The organism is Streptomyces sp. YGL11-2 (assembly GCF_050054615.1).
Taxonomy (GTDB): Bacteria; Actinomycetota; Actinomycetes; order Streptomycetales; family Streptomycetaceae; genus Streptomyces.
Window position 1 is genome coordinate 18,274 of record NZ_JBNHIN010000053.1, and the last position, 17,836, is coordinate 36,109.

At 71.8% G+C, this 17,836-nt stretch carries 15 protein-coding genes and 1 pseudogene; 2 read left to right on the forward strand and 14 right to left on the reverse strand.

What is annotated here, in order from left to right; all coding sequences use genetic code 11:
* The first annotated feature begins 231 nt into the window (after nucleotides 1–231).
* Both ACO1BR_RS36190 and ACO1BR_RS36195 read left to right on the forward strand, forming a co-directional pair.
* Nucleotides 232–1,593: a carotenoid oxygenase family protein gene (locus ACO1BR_RS36190; protein WP_426799354.1), complete on the forward strand. Its 1,362-nt coding sequence runs from the start codon at nucleotides 232–234 to the stop codon at nucleotides 1,591–1,593.
* Between the two features lie 595 nt (nucleotides 1,594–2,188).
* Nucleotides 2,189–2,869 carry a phosphatase PAP2 family protein gene (locus ACO1BR_RS36195; RefSeq protein WP_426799355.1) on the forward strand — a complete coding sequence of 227 codons (681 nt, stop codon included), beginning with the start codon at nucleotides 2,189–2,191 and terminating at the stop codon, nucleotides 2,867–2,869.
* Between the two features lie 12 nt (nucleotides 2,870–2,881).
* On the opposite strand, the gene ACO1BR_RS36200 is transcribed toward ACO1BR_RS36195, so the two are convergent.
* The 14 genes and pseudogenes from ACO1BR_RS36200 to ACO1BR_RS36265 all read right to left on the reverse strand — a co-directional run.
* Nucleotides 2,882–4,282, reverse strand: a complete 1,401-nt coding sequence (locus ACO1BR_RS36200) for a glutamate-1-semialdehyde 2,1-aminomutase (RefSeq protein ID WP_426799356.1) — start codon at nucleotides 4,280–4,282, stop codon at nucleotides 2,882–2,884.
* Nucleotides 4,283–4,289: 7 nt separating this feature from the next.
* Entirely contained in the window at nucleotides 4,290–4,841 is a 552-nt protein-coding gene (rfbC, locus tag ACO1BR_RS36205) for a dTDP-4-dehydrorhamnose 3,5-epimerase (RefSeq protein WP_426799376.1), read from the reverse strand.
* A gap of 11 nt (nucleotides 4,842–4,852) precedes the next feature.
* On the reverse strand, nucleotides 4,853–6,106 hold the full coding sequence (locus tag ACO1BR_RS36210) for a polysaccharide pyruvyl transferase family protein (RefSeq protein ID WP_426799357.1): 1,254 nt from the start codon (nucleotides 6,104–6,106) through the stop codon (nucleotides 4,853–4,855).
* Nucleotides 6,103–7,050: a glycosyltransferase family 2 protein gene (locus ACO1BR_RS36215; protein WP_426799358.1), complete on the reverse strand. Its 948-nt coding sequence runs from the start codon at nucleotides 7,048–7,050 to the stop codon at nucleotides 6,103–6,105. Before ACO1BR_RS36215 ends, ACO1BR_RS36210 begins: the two co-directional genes overlap by 4 nt.
* On the reverse strand, nucleotides 7,047–8,357 hold the full coding sequence (locus ACO1BR_RS36220) for a hypothetical protein (RefSeq protein WP_426799377.1): 1,311 nt from the start codon (nucleotides 8,355–8,357) through the stop codon (nucleotides 7,047–7,049). The genes ACO1BR_RS36215 and ACO1BR_RS36220 overlap by 4 nt, the downstream gene beginning before the upstream one ends.
* A gap of 5 nt (nucleotides 8,358–8,362) precedes the next feature.
* Nucleotides 8,363–9,646: a DUF4910 domain-containing protein gene (locus tag ACO1BR_RS36225; protein ID WP_426799359.1), complete on the reverse strand. Its 1,284-nt coding sequence runs from the start codon at nucleotides 9,644–9,646 to the stop codon at nucleotides 8,363–8,365.
* On the reverse strand, nucleotides 9,634–10,725 hold the full coding sequence (locus ACO1BR_RS36230; protein ID WP_426799360.1) for an NAD-dependent epimerase/dehydratase family protein: 1,092 nt from the start codon (nucleotides 10,723–10,725) through the stop codon (nucleotides 9,634–9,636). The genes ACO1BR_RS36225 and ACO1BR_RS36230 overlap by 13 nt, the downstream gene beginning before the upstream one ends.
* Nucleotides 10,726–10,728: 3 nt before the next feature.
* Entirely contained in the window at nucleotides 10,729–11,376 is a 648-nt protein-coding gene (locus ACO1BR_RS36235; protein ID WP_426799361.1) for a PIG-L deacetylase family protein, read from the reverse strand.
* Entirely contained in the window at nucleotides 11,373–12,200 is an 828-nt protein-coding gene (locus ACO1BR_RS36240) for a glucose-1-phosphate cytidylyltransferase (protein ID WP_426799362.1), read from the reverse strand. The genes ACO1BR_RS36235 and ACO1BR_RS36240 overlap by 4 nt, the downstream gene beginning before the upstream one ends.
* 13 nt (nucleotides 12,201–12,213) lie before the next feature.
* Nucleotides 12,214–13,458, reverse strand: a complete 1,245-nt coding sequence (locus ACO1BR_RS36245) for a class I SAM-dependent methyltransferase (RefSeq protein ID WP_426799363.1) — start codon at nucleotides 13,456–13,458, stop codon at nucleotides 12,214–12,216.
* On the reverse strand, nucleotides 13,455–14,696 hold the full coding sequence (locus tag ACO1BR_RS36250; RefSeq protein WP_426799364.1) for a glycosyltransferase: 1,242 nt from the start codon (nucleotides 14,694–14,696) through the stop codon (nucleotides 13,455–13,457). The genes ACO1BR_RS36245 and ACO1BR_RS36250 overlap by 4 nt, the downstream gene beginning before the upstream one ends.
* A gap of 2 nt (nucleotides 14,697–14,698) precedes the next feature.
* Entirely contained in the window at nucleotides 14,699–15,949 is a 1,251-nt protein-coding gene (locus tag ACO1BR_RS36255) for an O-antigen ligase domain-containing protein (RefSeq protein ID WP_426799365.1), read from the reverse strand.
* A 55-nt stretch (nucleotides 15,950–16,004) separates the two neighbouring features.
* Nucleotides 16,005–17,543, reverse strand: a complete 1,539-nt coding sequence (locus tag ACO1BR_RS36260) for a right-handed parallel beta-helix repeat-containing protein (RefSeq protein ID WP_426799366.1) — start codon at nucleotides 17,541–17,543, stop codon at nucleotides 16,005–16,007.
* Nucleotides 17,544–17,551: 8 nt separating this feature from the next.
* Nucleotides 17,552–17,836 (reverse strand): annotated as a pseudogene (locus tag ACO1BR_RS36265) (heparinase); the annotation flags it as partial.

Genomic DNA, 17,836 nt, shown 5'->3' on the forward strand with positions numbered 1-17,836 from the left:
CCGCCGCGCTCGTGGACCGACGGCGGGAGACAGCCTTCCGCCGCCTGGAGCGGTGAGACCCACGTCTTCGTCGCGCTCCCGCCGTCGCCACTGCCGCCACGCCGACCGGCTTGCAGACGGCCTCGGTCCCGTCCGGCCCCAGGACGGTTCAGTGGTCAGGGCGGCGGACCCGTTGGCTCCTCCCACCTGCCGGCGCATATCCACCGAGTCCAGCGAAACGAGGTTCCCGAAATGACCGGCAAGCCGTACCTGACCGGCCACTACACGCCCGCCGTCGACGAGACCACCGCCACCCGGCTCACCGTCGAGGGCATACTGCCCCCGGAGCTGACCGGTCGGCTGATCCGCAACAGCCACAACCCCAAGCCCGGTATCACCCCCACCCACTGGTTCAAGGGCAGCGGCATGGTCCACGGCATCCGCCTGCGTGACGGCCACGCCGAGTGGTACCGCAACCGCTGGGTCCACACCCCCGCCCTCGACGGCGCCCCCTACATGACCGATGCCGGCCCCGACCTGACCGCCAGCACGGCCGGCACCCATGTCATCGAACACGCCGGCCGCCTGCTCGCCCTGTGCGAAGCCAACTTCCCCTTCGAGCTCACCCGGGACCTGGACACCGTCGGCGCCTACGACTTCAACGGCCGGCTGCGCAGCGCCATGACCGCGCACCCGAAGACCGACCCCGTCACCGGGGAACTGCACTTCTTCGGCTCCTCTCCCCTCCCGCCCTTCCTGACGTACTACGTGGCCGACGCGAAGGGGGAGATCACCCACAGCGCCGAAATCCCGGGCGCCACCGCTTCCCTCAAGCACGACTTCGCGATCACCCGGCACCACGTGGTCTTCGTCGAGGGCTCGGTGACCTTCGACCCGAACGAGCACTCGGGCATCCCCTACGGCTGGCGCGACGACCAGCCCGCCCGCATCGGCGTCATGCCGCGCGGCCCGCAGGGCGCCGGCAAGATCCGCTGGTTCCCCATCGCGCCCGGCAACATACTGCACACCGCCAACGCCTACGAGGACGCCCAGGGCCGCATCGTCCTGGAGGGCCCCACCGTCGACCGCGAGGGCTTCCACCTCTCGTGGAACTGGTGGGTCGGCGCCCCCGGACGCAGCACCGAGCCGAACGCCCGCTCCCGCACCCGCCGTTGGACGATCGACCTGGTCGCCGTAACCGTCGACGAGCGGACCATCGACGACCTCGCCGTCGAGTTCCCCACCCTCAACGACGAGTTCATCGGCGCCGAGCACCGCTACCAGTACGCCGTGTCCTTCCCCGATCACCACGGCTTCGGCGGCTACGGCATCGTCAAGTACGACCGTTTGACCGGCGACCGGCGCGTCCACGAGGTCGGAGACGCCCGGCTGCCCAGCGAGGCCGTCTACGTCCCGGCCGCCGGTGCCACCAACGAGGACGACGGCTACCTGCTCACGGTCGTCTCCGACCTCAAGCAGGACGCCTCCCAGCTTCTCGTCCTCAACGCCTCCCGCCTCGACCCCGTCGCCACCGTCCACCTGCCCCGCCGGGTCACCGCCGGCATCCACGGCTCCTGGATCCCCGACGCCGCCCTCGACGGCAACCAGAACTGACAAGCCACCACACCCCCTGGGAGACCGGTACAGCGCGTCCACAGGGCCGAACACCCCGAAGGTCTTCTCCTTGAGAAGCGGTGTCATAGAGGTGTCATGAAGGACCTGCTGTTCACGTGCAGGGGACCCGATCGCGGTTCGGCCGCCGGTCGAGGTGGTGGAGCGGCTGGGGCGGGCAGGAGGTGGCAGGGGGCGGCGAACCGGGTTGTCGGCTAGGGTGACAACTGGAGGCTGATCCCGATGCGTTGGGCAAGGCGATGGCCGGGCCGGCGAGTTCGGGGCCGCACAGGCTGACGGCTCGCGGGGCGTCGTATAAGCCAGGAGCGAGTGTCCGCGGGGCGGTTGTGGTCCCTGGAGGGTGGGTCGGACACGACGGGGGGCTCGCGTTGGATCGCCTGGCCGCAGCGGAACTGGAAGTCGGCTCAGCCCAGTTTGTTCTTGACGGGTTAGTCGTCTTGCGCGGTCCAGCCGCGCAGCCCGTACAGGCTGACGGTCCCGGCCAAGCCGACGGGCGGCAGCGGGCAGTTCTTGCGGGGCTCGACCGCCTCCATGTAGGGGGTTGCGGCGCGGCAGGTCGACGGGACGCGGTGGGCGGGTGAACGGCCGGCCGGCGCACGCGGTGCTGCCTCCATCGCTGCGCGCGCGGCTCGGGCCGATTGCGGCCCTCGCCGCGCTGGTGGTCGTCGTGCTCGGGGGCCTGTATGCCGGCGACAGCAAGCCCGGCATGGTGGACGCGCGGATCTCGGTGGTGGTGGACGATGGGGGGCCGCCGTGGCGGTACGTCGCTCTGGCCTTGGACTTCTTGGGGGAGCCCGCAGGAGCGGCGACGCTGGTCGCGGCCACCGTGACGGGCTGTCTGCTGCTTCGGCGTCCTCGCGCAGCGGTGTTCGTGGTTGCCGGGGTCGGCATGACCGTCGGGACGGCGACGTTGCTCAAGTCCCTGGTGGGACGCACCATCCACGACGACAACCTGTGCTACCCGAGCGGGCACACGGCCTTCTTCACCGCGCTCTCCCTCGGGGTGGCGCTGCTCGCGAGCGGCCGACTCCGCCTCGGCAGGACGGCCGGCACGTCGCTCGTGCTCGCCGCGGCGCTGGTCGCTGGCGCCGCCATGGGCTGGGCGCAGGTCGCCCTGGGTGCGCACTACCCGACCGACGTCCTCGGCGGCTGGTGCACCGCGCTGGCGGTGATGTCGGTGACCGCGTGGCTGGTGGACCGGCTGGCCGACCGGCTGGTCGATCGGAGGGCCGACGCCGATCGGCAGGAGGGCCACTGACGTCACGTCACGTCACGCCAGGCGACGGAACACGGGCTTCACCGGCCGCCCGGCCAGCCAGGGGGTGGGGTCAGCGGCGTCCAGTGCCTTCCGGTACACCGCACATGCCTGGGCCACCACATCGACGGTGCGGTCGATGTCGGCGTCGTCGAGCGCGCTGCTCACCACGAACGACGGCGCCAGCACTCCGCCCGCGAGGAGCCGGCGCAGGAACAGGGTGCGGTACTGCTGCGACGGCTGCCGGTTCTCGTCGAGGGTGGCGAAGACCAGGTTGCTGGCCCGGCCCCGGACGACGATGTGGTCGCCGACGCCCATGCTCGCCGCGGCGTCGCGGACACCGGTGGCCAACCGCTCGCCGAGGGCGTGCAGTCGCGCGGTGACGCCCTCCTCGACGTAGGTGGTGAGCACGGCCATCGCGGCGGCCAGGGAGTGCGTTTCCGCACCGTGCGTGGTGGACAGCAGGAACACCCGGTCGCGGGGGTGACGCAGCCCGCCCCGCTCCATCAGGTCGCGGCGCCCGGCCAGCGCGGAGACGGCGAAGCCGTTGCCCAGTGCCTTGCCGAACGTGGAGAGGTCGGGGACGACGCCGTACAGGCCCTGGGCGCCCGCCTCGGACCAGCGGAAGCCGGTGATCATCTCGTCGAAGATCAGTACGCAGCCGTGCCGGTCCGCCAGCTCGCGCAGGCCGGCGAGGTACCCGGGAGTGGGGTCTGCGCTGCTCTGGGGCCCCCTCCCGGCCGAAGGCCGGGGGAGAAGTCGAGAGCCGGGGGAAGGCTCGGTGTGGGTGGCGGGTTCGAGGATCAGGCAGGCGACCTCGCCCTGGTACCGGGTGAGCAGCTCCTGTGTGGCGGCCAGGTCCCCGTAAGGGAACGCCACGGTGAGCTCGGTGGTCGCCGCCGGAACGCCGGCGGACATCGGCGTGGTGCCGATGAACCAGTCGTCGACCGAGAAGAACGGATGGTCGCCGCAGATGGCCACCCGCGGGCGCCCGGTGACGGCGCGGGCGAGGCGCACCGCGGCGGTGGTGGCGTCGGAGCCGTTCTTCGCGAACTTCACCATCTCGGCGGTCGGCACCGTGGCCAGGAAGCGTTCCGCGGCCTCGACCTCCACGATGGACGGCCGGACGAAGTTGCTGCCGCGGTCGAGTTCCCGCCGCGCCGCCTCGGTCACCCGTGGGTGGGCGTGGCCGAGGCTGACCGAGCGCAGGCCGGAGCCGTACTCGATGTAGCGGTTGCCGTCGACGTCCCATACGTGGGCACCGCGGCCGTGGCTGATGACCGGGGCCAGGTTCTCGGGGTACTGGTCGTCGCCCTTGGCGTAGGTGTGCGCGCCCCCGGGGATCAGGGCGTGCAGCCGTTCGTTCGCCTGCCGCGACCGGGGCAGGCTGAGCTCTTCGGTGTCTTCGGTGGCCACGCAGACCTCAACTCTCCGTGTGTTGAAGGACCTTGGCGAGGCTCGGTGCCTCCCGGTCCCGCTGGGACATCGATGTGACCGGCAGCGGCCAGGGAACGGCGAGCTCCGGGTCGTCGAAGGCGATCGTCACGTCCTCGGCCGGATCGTGCGGGCGGTCGATCCGGTACGAGATGTCGGCGGTTTCGGTCAGCGCCTGGAAGCCGTGCGCGCACCCCGCCGGGATGTACAAGGTCACCTGCGTCTCGCCGGAGAGCTCGAAGAAGGCCCGGTTGCGGTATGTCGGCGAGTCCGTCCGCAGGTCCACGACGACGTCGAAGACCCTCCCGTACGAGCACCGCACCAGCTTGGCCTCGCCGGCGCCGGAGCGCAGGTGCAGGCCGCGCAGCACGCCCCGGACCGAGCGGGACACGCTGTCCTGGACGAAGGCGTCCGGGTCGAGGCCCACCGAGCGGACCACGTCGGCGTCGAAGGTGCGGCAGAAGAAGCCGCGCTCGTCGGCGTACGGCGTCGGCTCGAACAGGTACGCGCCGGCGATCGCCGGGACTTCGGTCGCTTTCATTCCGAGCGCATTCATGGAGCCTCCCGCAAGGCGTGGGCGTGGGCGTGGGCGTGGTCGGCCGTCGGGAACAGGGCCGCGGTCAAGTCGGTGAACTGGTGCTTGAGTTGCCGGGCGGCGACCAGGTTCCGCTGGGAGAGGGTCCGCCGCAGCTCCGCCGATCGCTGCTCCAACGCCCGGAACTGCTTGAGCAACCGGTCGGCGTCGACCTCGCGGGCCGGGTGGCAGTACGCGCCAAGACCCATCTGAGCCATGAGCGCGTCGCTCTTCGCCGCATAGCTGAGTGCGAGCGTCGGCGTACCGACCTTCAGCGCGCAGATCAGGTTGTGGTAACGGGTCGCCACCACGGTGTCGGCAGCCGCCATCTCCTTCATCAGATCGGCCAGCGAGCACGCCTCGGCAGCGGTGACCAGCGGCGAGTCCACCGCGTCGAGGATCGCGGCGACCACCGGCGCGTCGCACTCGTCGCCGGTGAGCAGCCGGACCGGCCTGCCGTCCTCGACCAGCGTGCGGACGAAGCGAGTTGTCCCGTCGAGGTAGCGCCGGTGGATCTCCTCGGCCCGGGCGCGGTCGTCGTTGCCGCCGTGGAAGTCCATGACGCCGACGCAGACCGGGCCCGGCGGGACTGAGAGACTGTCGGGTCCGCTCGCCCGCGGCGTCGGCAGGGCGAAGGCGAGGTCCGGGTAGACCTCGTCGCGCGCGGTGTCCACGCCCAACTCCCGCATCGCGTCGCGGGATGGGGCGTCCCGGTACGACCGGTAGGTGGCCAGCCGCGCCGACCAGCGCACCAGGGCGCGGGTCGGCCGGTTGCCGATCGGGGCGGCGCCCACGCCGACCAGGGCGACCCGGGTGCCGAACAGCCGGCCGGTCGCGCAGAGCAGGAACAGCGAGTAGGGGAAGCCCCACGGCCGCAGCGGCAGCGTGGCCTCCAAGACTCCCATGCCCGGCACGATCACCACGTCGTGCCGGCGCACCCAGGCAGCGGTGCGGACGGCGTCGACGAGTTTGCCCAGACCCTTCGCCGCGATCGCGCCCGCACGTGACGCGGTGCGGTACTCCCCGCGGTACCAGTGCAGCCGCGTCGCGGGGATCCGGTACCGGGTCGCGACGACCTCGGGGCCGCCGCACAGCGCGTCCACGACCGCCTCCGGGTGCTCGGCGCGAAGGTACCCAAGTACGGCCTCAAGCGACCCGTCGTTGCCGAGGTTGCCGGAGCCGAGCAGGCCGAACACCCCGACGCGCACCGGAGTTTGGTCCGCGGACGTCATGCCTGCCTCCTCTCGCGTCCGGCGACGAGGGCGTCGACGGAGACGGTGAGCCGGCCCGGGGCGACCGGGGCGCGGTCCTCGACCCGCTCGCCGGCGCCCGGCCGGACCCGGCTGGCCATCCATGCGGCCAGGTGGCGGAAGCACGCACGCCGGTCGGCCGGGGACAACGGCGCCCGCCGGACCGCCGAGGCGAAGCCCCAGACGTACTCGGCGAGCAGCCGGGGTGTCGGGTGCAGCGGACCTGCCCGGCGCGGGTCCAGGTTGACGCACCGGGAGCGCTTGGAAGGGTTCGCCCGCTCGGCGCGGGTGGGGTGGTCGCGGCGGAAGTACAGCAGCTCCGGCACCTGGTGGAAGGGCCCGTGCAGGACGATTTCGGCGACGAACGTGCGGTCCGCGTGGTGGTAGCTGTCGTGCGGCTTCACCCGGCGCAGCACGTCGGCCCGCATCACCCCGTAGAAGTCGTCGCCACCGGGCTCGAACAGCAGACTGCGGAAGCGCTCCGGCGCATGCGGCGAGTCGGTGGCGAGCCCGTACTCGTACGGGACCTTCACCTTGCCGTCGCCGTCGACGACCGCCTGGCCGCTGTGCGCGAGGATCACGTCCGGCCGCTCGTCCAGCGCCTCCACGCAGCGCCGCAGCAGGTCCCGGGCGTACAGGTCGTCGTGCGAGGCCCACTTGAACAGATCGCCCCGGCACTCGGTGAACACGTAGTTGTGGTTCGGTGCGGCGCCGATGTTCCGGGGCAGCCGGAGGTACCGGATGCGCGCGTCCTGTGCGGCGTACCTGCGGCAGATGTCCTGGGTCTCGTCGGTCGAGGCGTTGTCGGAGATGACCAGCTCGAAGTCCTCGTAGGTCTGGCCGAGCAGGGCGTCGAGCGATTCGGCGAGGTACTCCTCGCCGTTGTACACGGGCAGGCCGATGCTCAACCGGGGATGGGCGGTCATGGCGTCCTCACTTCGGGGATGGGGTGGTGGTGGCGCTCGCGCAGGGCGGACCGCAGCTGCAGCCACCACACGGCCGAGCCGCAGACGGTCGCGGCGGCGACGCCCCAGGCCGAGCCGACCGTGCCGGCCACGGCCGCCCCGCCGAGCCCGCCGCTGACATAGCAGGCGGAGGCGAACAACTGGCAGCGCAGGCTGCGTCGGGCCGCGCCGAGCGCGCGCAGCCCGGCCGCCGCGCCGCTGCCGAGGCCGGCGCCCGCGACGCCGAGGGCGGCCGGCACGATGAGCTCCGAGGCGGCGGGCCAGACGCCGCCGAGCACCAACTCGCCGAGCCGGTCCGGTATCAGCAGTAGCGCCGCGCCCCAGAGCAGCGCGGCGGCTGCTTGCCCGCCGCCCAGCAGGAGGCAGAATGCGCGCAGCCGGTGCGGGGCCCGCCGCAGCACCCGTGCCGCCTCCGCGACGGTGACCAGCGACAACCCCATCAGCACAGCCATGAACGGGCCGAGCAGGAGTTCGGCGCCCCGGACCGCACCCACCGCGCCGACCCCGACGATCGCGCCGAGCCCGTACGCCCGCAGCTGGCTCGCGCCGCTGAGACTGACGTTCTCGGCCAGGTACCGGTAGCCGAGGTCGCGCTGCTCGCGAAGCCACCCGCGCGCTGTGGCCATCCGGGGCCGGATGCCGGACTGGAGGCAGCCGTATCCCGCGGCCACCGCGGCGGACGCGCCCCAGGCGAGCACAAAAGCGGCCACGTTGCCCACGCGGGCCGCCACCAGCATGGCCGGGACGAGCGCGACGCCCCACACCAGGTCGTTGACGAACGCCTTTTGCCCGGAGCCGGCGGCGAAGAACGCATAGCGCCAGGCGTCCTGCAGCAGCAGCGCCGGCAGTACGACGCCGAGGCAGGCGATCGCGGGCCCCACGCGGCCGCCGAGACCCAGCCCGACCACCAGGCACGCCGCGCCGAGGGCGGCACCGACGCCGAGCGCGGTACCCGACGACCGAGCCACCGCCGCGCGCCAGGACGCGGCCGGCACGCCGCTGAAGCGCACCACGAGCGGGTCGGTGGCCAGCCCGCGGGAGACGTTGAGCACCACGCCGTAGGTCACCCAGGCCAGGCTGAACGCGCCGAACGCGGCCACCCCCAACGAGCGGGCCACGTAGATCCCCACCGCGAAGTTGGTCATGCTGGAGGCCGCCTGGTCGGCCAGTCCCCAGGACAGCCGGCCCGCTATGGCCCGCTTGGCGGACGGCCGGGCGCGCCTGGCCGGGGCTGCCGACGCCGTCGTCTTCTCCTCCTCGGTGGTCATCGGCGTCATGCCTTGATCAGCCCGGCGCCGTGCAGGGCGTCGGCCGCGGCGGCGACGGTGTCGAACGGCAGCCCGGACCGCTCGGCGACGTCCAGCAGACTGTGCCCGCCGTCGGAGAGGCTGAGCACCCAGAGCATGGCCATCTGGGCCTGCTTCGCGTCGCTGCGGCCGCCGAGCGAGTCGTACAACCCACGCCGGCCCAGCTGCGGTTCGCCGTGGGGGCTGAGGTTGAGGTACCGCCGGTTGCGGTCCAGCACAGAGAATGCCTCGCGGCAGACGGCGAGCGTGTCCGCCATCGCCTCCGGGGAGACGAAGTCCAGGTTGTCTGCCGAGGTGTGGTACTCGGGGTAGCCGGCGTACGGGGTCCGGCTGAGCGAGCCCACGCCGAGGTCGAACCCGGGCGAGCAGAACTGCCGCTCGTCGTAGCCGTACGGAGTGAACTCGGCGACGTGGTGCGGGCGTTCGGATGCGGCCAGCACGTGCCGCAGCACCCGGTCGATCTCCGCGTCGCCGCGCCTGCTCTGTTTGTACGTCAGCCGGCCCGGGTCGCCGGCGCAGGCCAGCACCAGCCCGTGCTCGACCCGTTCCACCCGCTCCGCGTTGCGAGCGAGCCAGGTGATCGCCCCGATGGTGCCGGGCGCGAACAGGAACCGGTAGGTGTAGTACGGCGTCCGCTCGGCCAGCGCCCGGGCCAGGAACGTCGCCACCGCGATGCCGGCCAGGTTGTCATTGGCCAGCGACGGATGGCAGACGTGGCAGGAGACGATCACCTCGTCAGGGACCTGACCGGGGACCACGTGTTCGGCATAGGTGAGGTGGCCATCGGTGAGTGTGGAGTCGATGCGCACCTCGTACTCGCCGTCCGGCAGCGCGTCCAGGGTCTCCTGAGCCAGGCAGAACCCCCATTCCGGCTTGTAGTAGCTGGTGCGGTACGGCACCCAGGACGGGTGGTCCGGCAGGGTGTGCAGATGTCCACGCAGCTCGGCCAGCGGCATGGTCGCCGACACCGGCACGCTGTAGCCGAGCACGTGCAGGCTGGACGCGGCGAAGTCGACGACCCGGTGGCCGGTGGTGTCGGCGATGTACGCGTCCCGGATGTTCCACTCCTGCGGCACCGTCCAGTCGAGCACCTGGGTCCCGGTCGGGACCTCGTGCACCTGGAGCGGGATGTACTCGCCGACGATGTCCAGGGTGGCGCGCACACCGTCGCCGGTGATGCTCCGGCACAGCGGGTACAGCCGCTCCACCAGCGCGTGCATCTCTTCGCCGGCCTCGGTCATCGGCGCCACCGCAGGGTGTCGTCGACGGCGCCGGCGTCGGCCGCAGCGCGCAGCACGGCGAGGCGGGTGAAGCGTCGCTCGAAGTCCTCCCGGGTCAGCCCGTGCTTCCGGTAGGCGTCGGCGAGTTCGAGCGCGCCCTGCTTCACCGTCCACTCGCAGTCGAACCCGGGCACCGCGGCGCGGAACCGGGAGAAGTCCACCCGGTACGACCGCGGATCGGCGCCGGTCTCCCCGGTGATCACCACCCGCGAGCCGGACACCGCCTCGGCGACCTGTTCGGCGATCTCGGCGACCGTGACGTTGTTGATCTCGCTGCCGATGTTGAACGCCCGGTCGTGCACCGCGTCCCGCGGCGCGATCAGCGCGGCCGCGAAGGCCCGGGCGATATCGGCGGCGTGCACCAGCGGGCGCCAGGGGGTGCCGTCGGAGAGCACCAGCACCTCGCCGGACAGGAGCGCGTGGCCCACCAGGTTGTTCAGCACGATGTCGGCGCGCAGTCGGGGTGAGTAGCCGAAGGCGGTGGCGTTGCGCAGGTACACCGGGCTGAAGTCGCCGTCGGCCAGCGCGTGGAGGTCGTCCTCCACCCGTACCTTGGACTCCGCGTACGGCGTCACCGGGCGCAGCGGGGCGTCCTCGGTCACGAGGTCGTCACCGCCGGCGGCGCCGTAGACCGAGCAGGTCGACGCGTACAGGAAGCGCCGCACTCCGGCGTCGCGGGCCAGTTGGGCAAGGCGTACGGACGCGTGGTGGTTGATGTCGTAGGTGAGTTCCGGCGCCAGCGATCCCAACGGGTCGTTGGACAGCGCGGCCAGGTGGATCACGGCGTCCACCCCGGCCACGTGTTCGGCCGTGACGTCGCGCAGGTCCACCCTTCCCCGAGCTCTCGGCTCCTCTCCCAGCCTTCGGCCGGGAGGGGCCCCCGGAGCAGGGGATACCCCGATCCCCGGCGGGTCCGCGGGCGGCGGGCCCAGCACGCAGTCGGCGAAGAGGCCGGCGTCCAGCCCGACGACTTCGTGGCCGGCGGCCGCGAGGACCGGGGCCATCACGGTGCCCAGATAGCCCTGGTGTCCGGTCAGCAGTACGCGCAAGGTTCATCCCCCCAGAGTGAGAGTGAGTTTGGTGACGGCGAACGCCTCGGCGTAGCGCGCGTGGCATTCGATGCCGCGGATCCGCGCCAGCCCGAGGAAGGTCTCCCGGTCGTACCAGGGCCGGTGCCGCTGCGAGGGGTAGTGCTCCTGCAACAGCCGTACCTTCTGTTCGGCGATCTCGGGCGACAACGGCTGGTACGCCGCCGAACGGCCGAGATCCCCGTCCCACTTGACGATCTCGTAGCCGAGTACGAGGTGGTCGCGGAACGCGGTGGTCAGCAGTTTCGCCAGGCCGCGGTGGTCCTGGTGCGCGTCACCGGTACGCGGGGCCAGGACCAGATCCGGCTCGGTCTGCAGGCGCAGTTCCTCGACCGCGGCCTTGGCCTCGTCCCAGTGCGCCGGCAGCCGGCCGTCCGGCAACTTGAGTACGGTCAGCCGCAGTTCGGCGCCCGGGCAGAAGGCGGCGAGCGCGGCCCGCTCCTCCTGCTCCCGCTCGCTGCCGCCGCCGGAGAGCACCAGCGCGTCGATACGGATACCCGGCCGCGCCAGGCACATCGTCAGCAGCGTGCCGCCGGCGCCGATGGCGATGTCGTCGCAGTGCGCGCCCACCGCGACGATCCGGTCCAGGCGCTCGGCCCCGAGCCGGATCACGCCCTCGCTCCGGCGCAGTCCCTGCTGCCGGTCGCGCTCGCCCCCGCGCCGTCCCGTTCCCACACGGCCCACGGGCGGACGCCCCGGGTGTAGGCGGCGTCGAGCGCGGCCCGCTCCTTCACGGTGTCGGTCGGCTTCCAGAAGCCGCGGTGCTGGTGCGCCACCAACCGGCCGCGCTTGGCGAGTTGGGCGCATCCGTCGGCGACCAGATCCCCGTTCTCCGGGATGTGGTCGAAGACCTCCTGGCGGAGCACGAAGTAGCCGCCGTTCTCCCACAGCGGCAGTTCACTCACCGCGGTGATGCCCCCCACCAGGCCGTTCTCGCCCAGGTCCACGCAGTGGAACGAGGACTGCGGCGGCACCACCATCATCGACGCACCGGCGTCGCGCCGGGCGAAGGAGTCGATCATCTCCGGCAGCGGGGCGTCGGTGAGCACGTCGGCGTAGTTGGCGAGGAACATCTCGTCGCCGTCCAGGTGGTGCCGCACCCGGCGCAGCCGTTCCCCGATCGGCGACTCGATGCCGGTCTGCGCGAACGTGATCGTCCAGGAGGCGATGTCGGTGGACAGCAGCTCGGTCTGCCCGTTGCGCAGCACGAAGTCGTTGGACGTCGTCTCCTCGTAGTTGAGGAAGAAGTTCTTGATGTGGTGCGCTCCGTACCCGAGGCACAGGATGAACTCCGTGTGCCCGAAGTGCGCGTAGTAGCGCATGACGTGCCAGATCAGCGGCCGCGGGCCGACCATCGCCATCGGCTTGGGCATGTCGTCAAAGGCTCCGCCGCGCATACGCAGCCCGTAGCCGCCGCAGAACAGTACGACCTTCATGCTGTGACCTCTTTCACGACGCGACCTCGACAATGCTCAGTTCCGGGATGGGGAAGACCAGTCGGCCGCCCCAGGCGTGCACGAACGACAGTTGCTCGACCAGCTCGGCCCGCAGGTTCCACGGGAGGACGAGGACGTAGTCCGGTCGGTCGGTGCTGATCTGCTCGGGCGGCAGGATCGGGATGCGGGTGCCCGGGGTGAACCTGCCGTGCTTGTAGGGGTTGCGGTCGACGGTGTACGGGAGCAGGTCGGGCCGGATGCCGCAGTGGTTGAGCAGGGTGTTGCCCTTGCCCGGAGCGCCGTAGCCGACCACCGTCTCGCCGCGCTCGGCCGCCTCGATGAGGAATCGCAGGAGGTCCCGGCGCACCGTGGCCACCCGGGCGGAGAACTCGGTGTACCCGGACAGCTCCTGCAGCCCGGCGGCCTTCTCCCGGTCCAGCACGTCGGCCACCCTGCCGGTCGGCTCGCCGGCCACCTCGGCCGGCCGGGCCCACAGCCGGATCGAGCCGCCGTGCGTGGGCAGCAACTCGACGTCCACGAGGGCGAGTCCGCCGCTGGCCAGCGCCCGGGTCGCGGACGCGACCGTGTAGTACTGGAAGTGCTCGTGGTAGATCGTGTCGTACTGGTTCTCCTCGATCAGGGTCAGCAGGTGCTGCACCTCGATGGAGACCCAGCCGTCGTCGGCGACCAGGGCGCGCAGCCCCCGGGTGAACCCGACCACGTCGGGGATGTGCGCGTACACGTTGTTGGCCACGACCAGGTCCGCCGGGCCGTGCTCGGCGCGGACGGCCGAGCCGGTGTCCGGGGTCAGGAACTCGGTGAGCGTGGGCACACCCGCGTCCCGCGCAGCGGCGCCGACGTTCACCGACGGCTCGATGCCGAGGCAGCGGATCCCCCGGTCCACCATGTGCCTCAGCAGGTACCCGTCGTTGCTCGCGACCTCGACCACGAAGGCGTCCTTCGCCACGGAGTCGAGACCCAGCCGCGCTGCGGCGTCGGTGACGAACGTGCGCGCGTGCTCCACCCAGGAGGTCGAGTAGGAGGAGAAGTACGCGTACTGCGTGAACGTCTCCTCCGGCGTGATCAGCGGCGGGATCTGCGCGAGCCAGCAGTCGGTGCAGACCCGCAGGTGCAGCGGGAACGCCGGCTCCGGCCGGTCCAGTTGGTCCGCGGCGAGAAAGCTCTCACATGGCGGCGTCGCCCCGAGATCGACGACGCTCGCCATCGCTTCCGAGCCGCAGAGTCGGCATCGTGTCATCTACTGTCCCCATCCCCCCTGCTCGCGCGGATGTCCCCGCCACGAGCGAGTGCTGACCGACCCGCGATCGCGGTGCGGTACTCATCCACCAGGCGCTCCAGGCCGACGACCGGGCTGAAACCTCGCTCGTAACGGCGCCGGGCCGCCTGGCCCATCTCCCGGTTGCGGGCCGGCTCGGCCGCGATCCGGCGTATGCAGGACGCGAGCGAGGCGGGCTCGCCCGGCCGGTGCAGCAACCCGGTCACCCCGTCCTCGACGAGTTCGACGAAGGCGCCGTGACCGGCGGCGACGGCCGGGACCCCCGCCGCCATCGCCTCCACGACCACCAGGCCGAACGCCTCCAGCCACGTCGAAGGAGCCACCACGGCGACCGACCGCGCGACGGCCTGCCGGCACTCCGCCGGGTCGTACAGGCCGACGTAGCGCACGTCGTCCCGGCCCGCCGCCCAGGCGGTCACCTCGCGCTCCAGCGGCCCCGCGCCGGCGACCACGAGCGGCACGCCCACACCGCCGTCAGCGGCGATCTCTTCCCACGCGGCCATGAGCAGCCGCACGCCCTTGGCCTCCGCGAGTCGGCCGAGATAGAGCAGATGCTCGCCGGCGCCCGCTCGGCAGGCGCCCGGGTCGGGCACGAAGTTGTGCTTCACCGCCAGCCGTTCGGCCGGCATGCCGGCCCGCACCAGGACGTCGCGCTGCGCCGCGGAGATGCAGAAGAACCGCTCCACGCCGGACCACCACCGCCGCCGGTTGACCGACAGGCTGACCGCGAGCGGCACCGTCGCAAGGCGGGAGCCCCGGTAGCAGCCGTGCCGGACGGCGGGCAGCGGCGCCGACCCGACGCACTCGGTGCACGGCCGGCCGTCCCGCTGCAGCGTGCCGGGCGGGCAGACCTGGGTGTAGTTGTGCAGCGTGGCGACGGCGGGCACGCCGACGTCGGCGCAGGCGGCCAGCACCGCGGGCGACAGGAGCGGGAAGACGTTGTGGACGTGCACCACGTCCGGCCGCTCGGTGCGCAGCCGGGCGGTGAACTCCGCGCGGACCGCCGGGTTCCACGGCACCAGCAGCGGCACCGCGGCCTTGCCCAGCAGGGACCGGGCGGCGATGTCGTCGCTGCGCCGCTCGAACACCTCGACCCGGTGGCCGGCCGCGCGCAGCAGCGCCACCTCCTGGTCGACGACCTTGTTCTCGCCGCTCGGCTGCGACGAGGAGTAGTGGTTGTGCACCACGAGGATGTGCATGCTCAGGTCACCTCCGATCTCTGGGCCCATCGCGGGACGCGTCGTCGAGGAACTTCGGGTGTCGGGTCGGGCGTGGCCGCGGCAGGTGCCGCCAGCAGCGAGGCGGCGACCGCCAGATGCAGCAGATACGGGGAGGCGTCGCCCAGCCCGGCCTCGGTGTACGACGCGATGGCGCAGTAGCTGATCAGGAAGATCGCGCAGGCCCTCGGCAGCGACGTCGGCCGCAGCAACGCGACGCCGCCCAGCACGATGATGACCGCCGCCACGAGGGCGACGCCGATCAGACCCTGCTCGTTGTAGACGGCCAGCCAGCTGTTGTCGATCGGCAGGCCGCCGAACGACTTGTCGCCCAGGCCCACGCCGAACATCTGCTCCGAGGTCGTCCGGGGCGCTGCCAGCAGGGCGTCCCAGACCTTGGCCCGACCGGTGAGGCTGGAGAAGTTCTCCTGGCTCTGTCCGCGCAGGAACCACGCCTCCAGCACGGAGCCGAGCACCACCGCGGCCACCGCGGCGCACAGCACCGCCCAGGTGAAGAACCGGCGGGCGGCGGCGCTGGTCAGGACGAGCGAGCCGATCGCCAACGCCAGCCCGATGAACAGGCCGAGCGTGGCCGTCCGGGTATGGGTCAACGCGAGCAGGACGAGTGACGGCACGATGACGAACGCCGCGCTGGCCCTGTCGGTCCGGCGGCCCAGTACGAGCAGCACGGTGAGCCCGATGATCACCGCGGCGTACTGGCCGATCTGCGGCGGGGTGAGCGGCCACAGCGCGCCGACAAGGCGCCCGCCGTAGAGGTCGGGCAGGGCCGCACCCGGTGAGACGACCAGGCCGGCGGCCACCGACCCGAGCACCGCGAAGTACATCCGGATGTGGTGCCGGACGAACGTCAGGCCGCCGTCCCACCAGCGGCTGAGCAGCCACACCGTGCCGACGAAGAGAGCCAGCCGGGCACAGCGGAACAGCGCGCCGACCCCGGACTCCAGGTGCGCACTGGAGATCACGCTCGACACCAGCAGCAGGGTGAGCAGGAACAAGAAGGCGCTGGGTCGGATGCGCAACCGGACATTGAGCGCGAGCGCCAGCGCGAACGCGGCGACCAGCGCGCCCATGGTGACCAACTGGATGAGGGAGCGGGGCAGCGGAATGATGGTTTTCGCCCCGGCGGATCCGAGGGTGTTGAGGACCAGCAACCCCCAGACGATCCCGACGATTTTCGGTGTGCCGGCAGGGCACGGTTCGGCGCCGGGCCGCATGCCCGCCGTATCCGGTCCGCCCGGCAGCCCACCGCGCCTCAGGTCCCCGCCCACCTCAACCACCGGTCCGTGGGTCGAAGGTGCTGCCCGCGTCCTGCTGGTACGGCGTGCCCTGCCACTGCCCGGAGTCGAGTATCCGGCTCGGGTCGTGGGCGACGAACTTCCATGGTCCGAGGTAGACGTTGTCGTGCCAGCGGTTGTGCTGCTTGGTGGTGATCGCCGTAGCGACCCGCTCGCCCTGGTACGGGGACCAGTCCGGATAGGTGCCGTAGTTGGCCAGTATCGCCATGCGGTCGCACTTCGCCGTGCACGTGACGACGGACTTGTCCAGCACGAAGCGGTTGCCGTGGATGTCCACCCGCTGGGTCTTCCACCGGCAGTCGGCGTAGAGCGGTGCGGTGGCGATCACCGGCCGCACGCAGCGGTCGGTGTCGCGTACCAGCAACGTGCACTCACCGGACGAGGTGTTGGCCGGGCTGTTGCAGAACCTGTCGGCGTTCTCCCACAGGGTGATCCCGTTCCAGTTGTCCTCCAGCACGTTCCGGTAGATCTCGATCTTGTCCGTGCGGGCTCGGATCCGTGGTTCGCCACCGGACTCGGACAGGTAGACGGTCGCGAACGGGAAGTCGTCGCCGCGGTCGGCTGCCTTGCGACCCTCGACCCAGTTGTTCCGCCGGATCGTGTTGTTCCGGATGACCGCGTTGTAGCTGGTCTCGTAGATCAGGGCGGCGCCGTCGTTGGCGTCGAGCACGTTGTTCTCGATGCGGAAGTCGTTGTTGTCGGTGTCCGCCCACAACCCTGTTCCGCGGTTGTCGTGCACCCAGTTGCCGCGTACGTCGGCGCCGTTGACCGCCCAGAACTTCGCGCCTCCGGTGCAGCCGCAGCCCGGCCGTCGCCGTTCCCAGTCGCCGGTGTTGTTGCCCACGATCTCGTTGCCCTCGACCACCAGGTCGCTGACCCGGCCGCCGGTCTTGTACGCGCTCATTCCGTACTGTCCGTTGCCGCGCAGGCAGCTGGCGCGGACCCGCTGGTGGGCACCGGCCATCAGCCCGGCCCCGGAGTTGTTCTGGATCGTCGCGTGCTCGACCACCCACCCGTCGGCCGAATCATGGTTGACCACGCCCTCGTTCTGCGGCGCGACGAAACCCTGCACGGTCAGGTAGCGGATGGTGACGTTGCGGGCGGTACCGCCGAACGCGTACTGGTTCTTCTTCCGGCCGTCGAGCACCGCGCCCGGCGCACCGAGGTAGCGGTCCCCCTCCTTGGGGATGACCTGGGCGTAGCGATCCGGGTCGAGCCTGTGCTCGCCCGGTCGAAGCCAGAACGTGGTGTTCGGGGGGTCGCTCCTGGTCTTCGCCGCCAGGTCACCGACCACCGCGGGGTCGACCGTCACCGCGCCCGCCGGCGCCGTGGCCGGCCCGGCCGCGGGCTTGGCGCACACCCGAGCCACGGACGTGGGCAGCGCCCCGGACGTGGCCGGCGCAGCGTTCGGTTTTGCCCGGGCGCCTTGCGTGCTCTCACAGCCGGTCGCCGCCAGCAGGGCCAGCGCCAGCGGTGCCGCCGCCCACGCCCAGTGCCGCTTCCTGATCCCCACGCGCCCCCCTAGCCGCGGAACCTGAGCACGGTGGTGAACTCCCCCGACGGCGCGGTGCCGTCGGCGAAGCCGGTGCCGACCAGCGTGGTGGCGGGTTCCTTGCGCCCGAAGCCGGCGGAGTACCAGCCCAGAGGCGGGTCGCTCTCGCCGCGATGAGCCCGCCAGCTCAGCTGCCCGGGCAGGTCGAGTACCGCGGAGCGGTCCTCGCCGTCCCGGGTCCAGGTGAGCACTGCCCGGTTCCCCACCAGGTCCGCGGCGATCGCCGGGCCGAGGTGGAACGCCAGGTGGGGGGG

Excerpts from the sequence above, each read along its gene's own strand:
- ACO1BR_RS36190 (WP_426799354.1), top strand. The coding sequence starts at position 232 with ATGACCGGCAAGCCGTACCTGACCGGCCACTACACGCCCGCCGTCGAC.
- rfbC (WP_426799376.1), bottom strand. The coding sequence starts at position 4,841 with ATGAAAGCGACCGAAGTCCCGGCGATCGCCGGCGCGTACCTGTTCGAG.
- ACO1BR_RS36210 (WP_426799357.1), bottom strand. The coding sequence starts at position 6,106 with ATGACGTCCGCGGACCAAACTCCGGTGCGCGTCGGGGTGTTCGGCCTG.
- ACO1BR_RS36215 (WP_426799358.1), bottom strand. The coding sequence starts at position 7,050 with ATGACCGCCCATCCCCGGTTGAGCATCGGCCTGCCCGTGTACAACGGC.
- ACO1BR_RS36220 (WP_426799377.1), bottom strand. The coding sequence starts at position 8,357 with ATGACCACCGAGGAGGAGAAGACGACGGCGTCGGCAGCCCCGGCCAGG.
- ACO1BR_RS36240 (WP_426799362.1), bottom strand. The coding sequence starts at position 12,200 with ATGAAGGTCGTACTGTTCTGCGGCGGCTACGGGCTGCGTATGCGCGGC.
- ACO1BR_RS36245 (WP_426799363.1), bottom strand. The coding sequence starts at position 13,458 with ATGACACGATGCCGACTCTGCGGCTCGGAAGCGATGGCGAGCGTCGTC.
- ACO1BR_RS36250 (WP_426799364.1), bottom strand. The coding sequence starts at position 14,696 with ATGCACATCCTCGTGGTGCACAACCACTACTCCTCGTCGCAGCCGAGC.
- ACO1BR_RS36255 (WP_426799365.1), bottom strand. The coding sequence starts at position 15,949 with ATGCGGCCCGGCGCCGAACCGTGCCCTGCCGGCACACCGAAAATCGTC.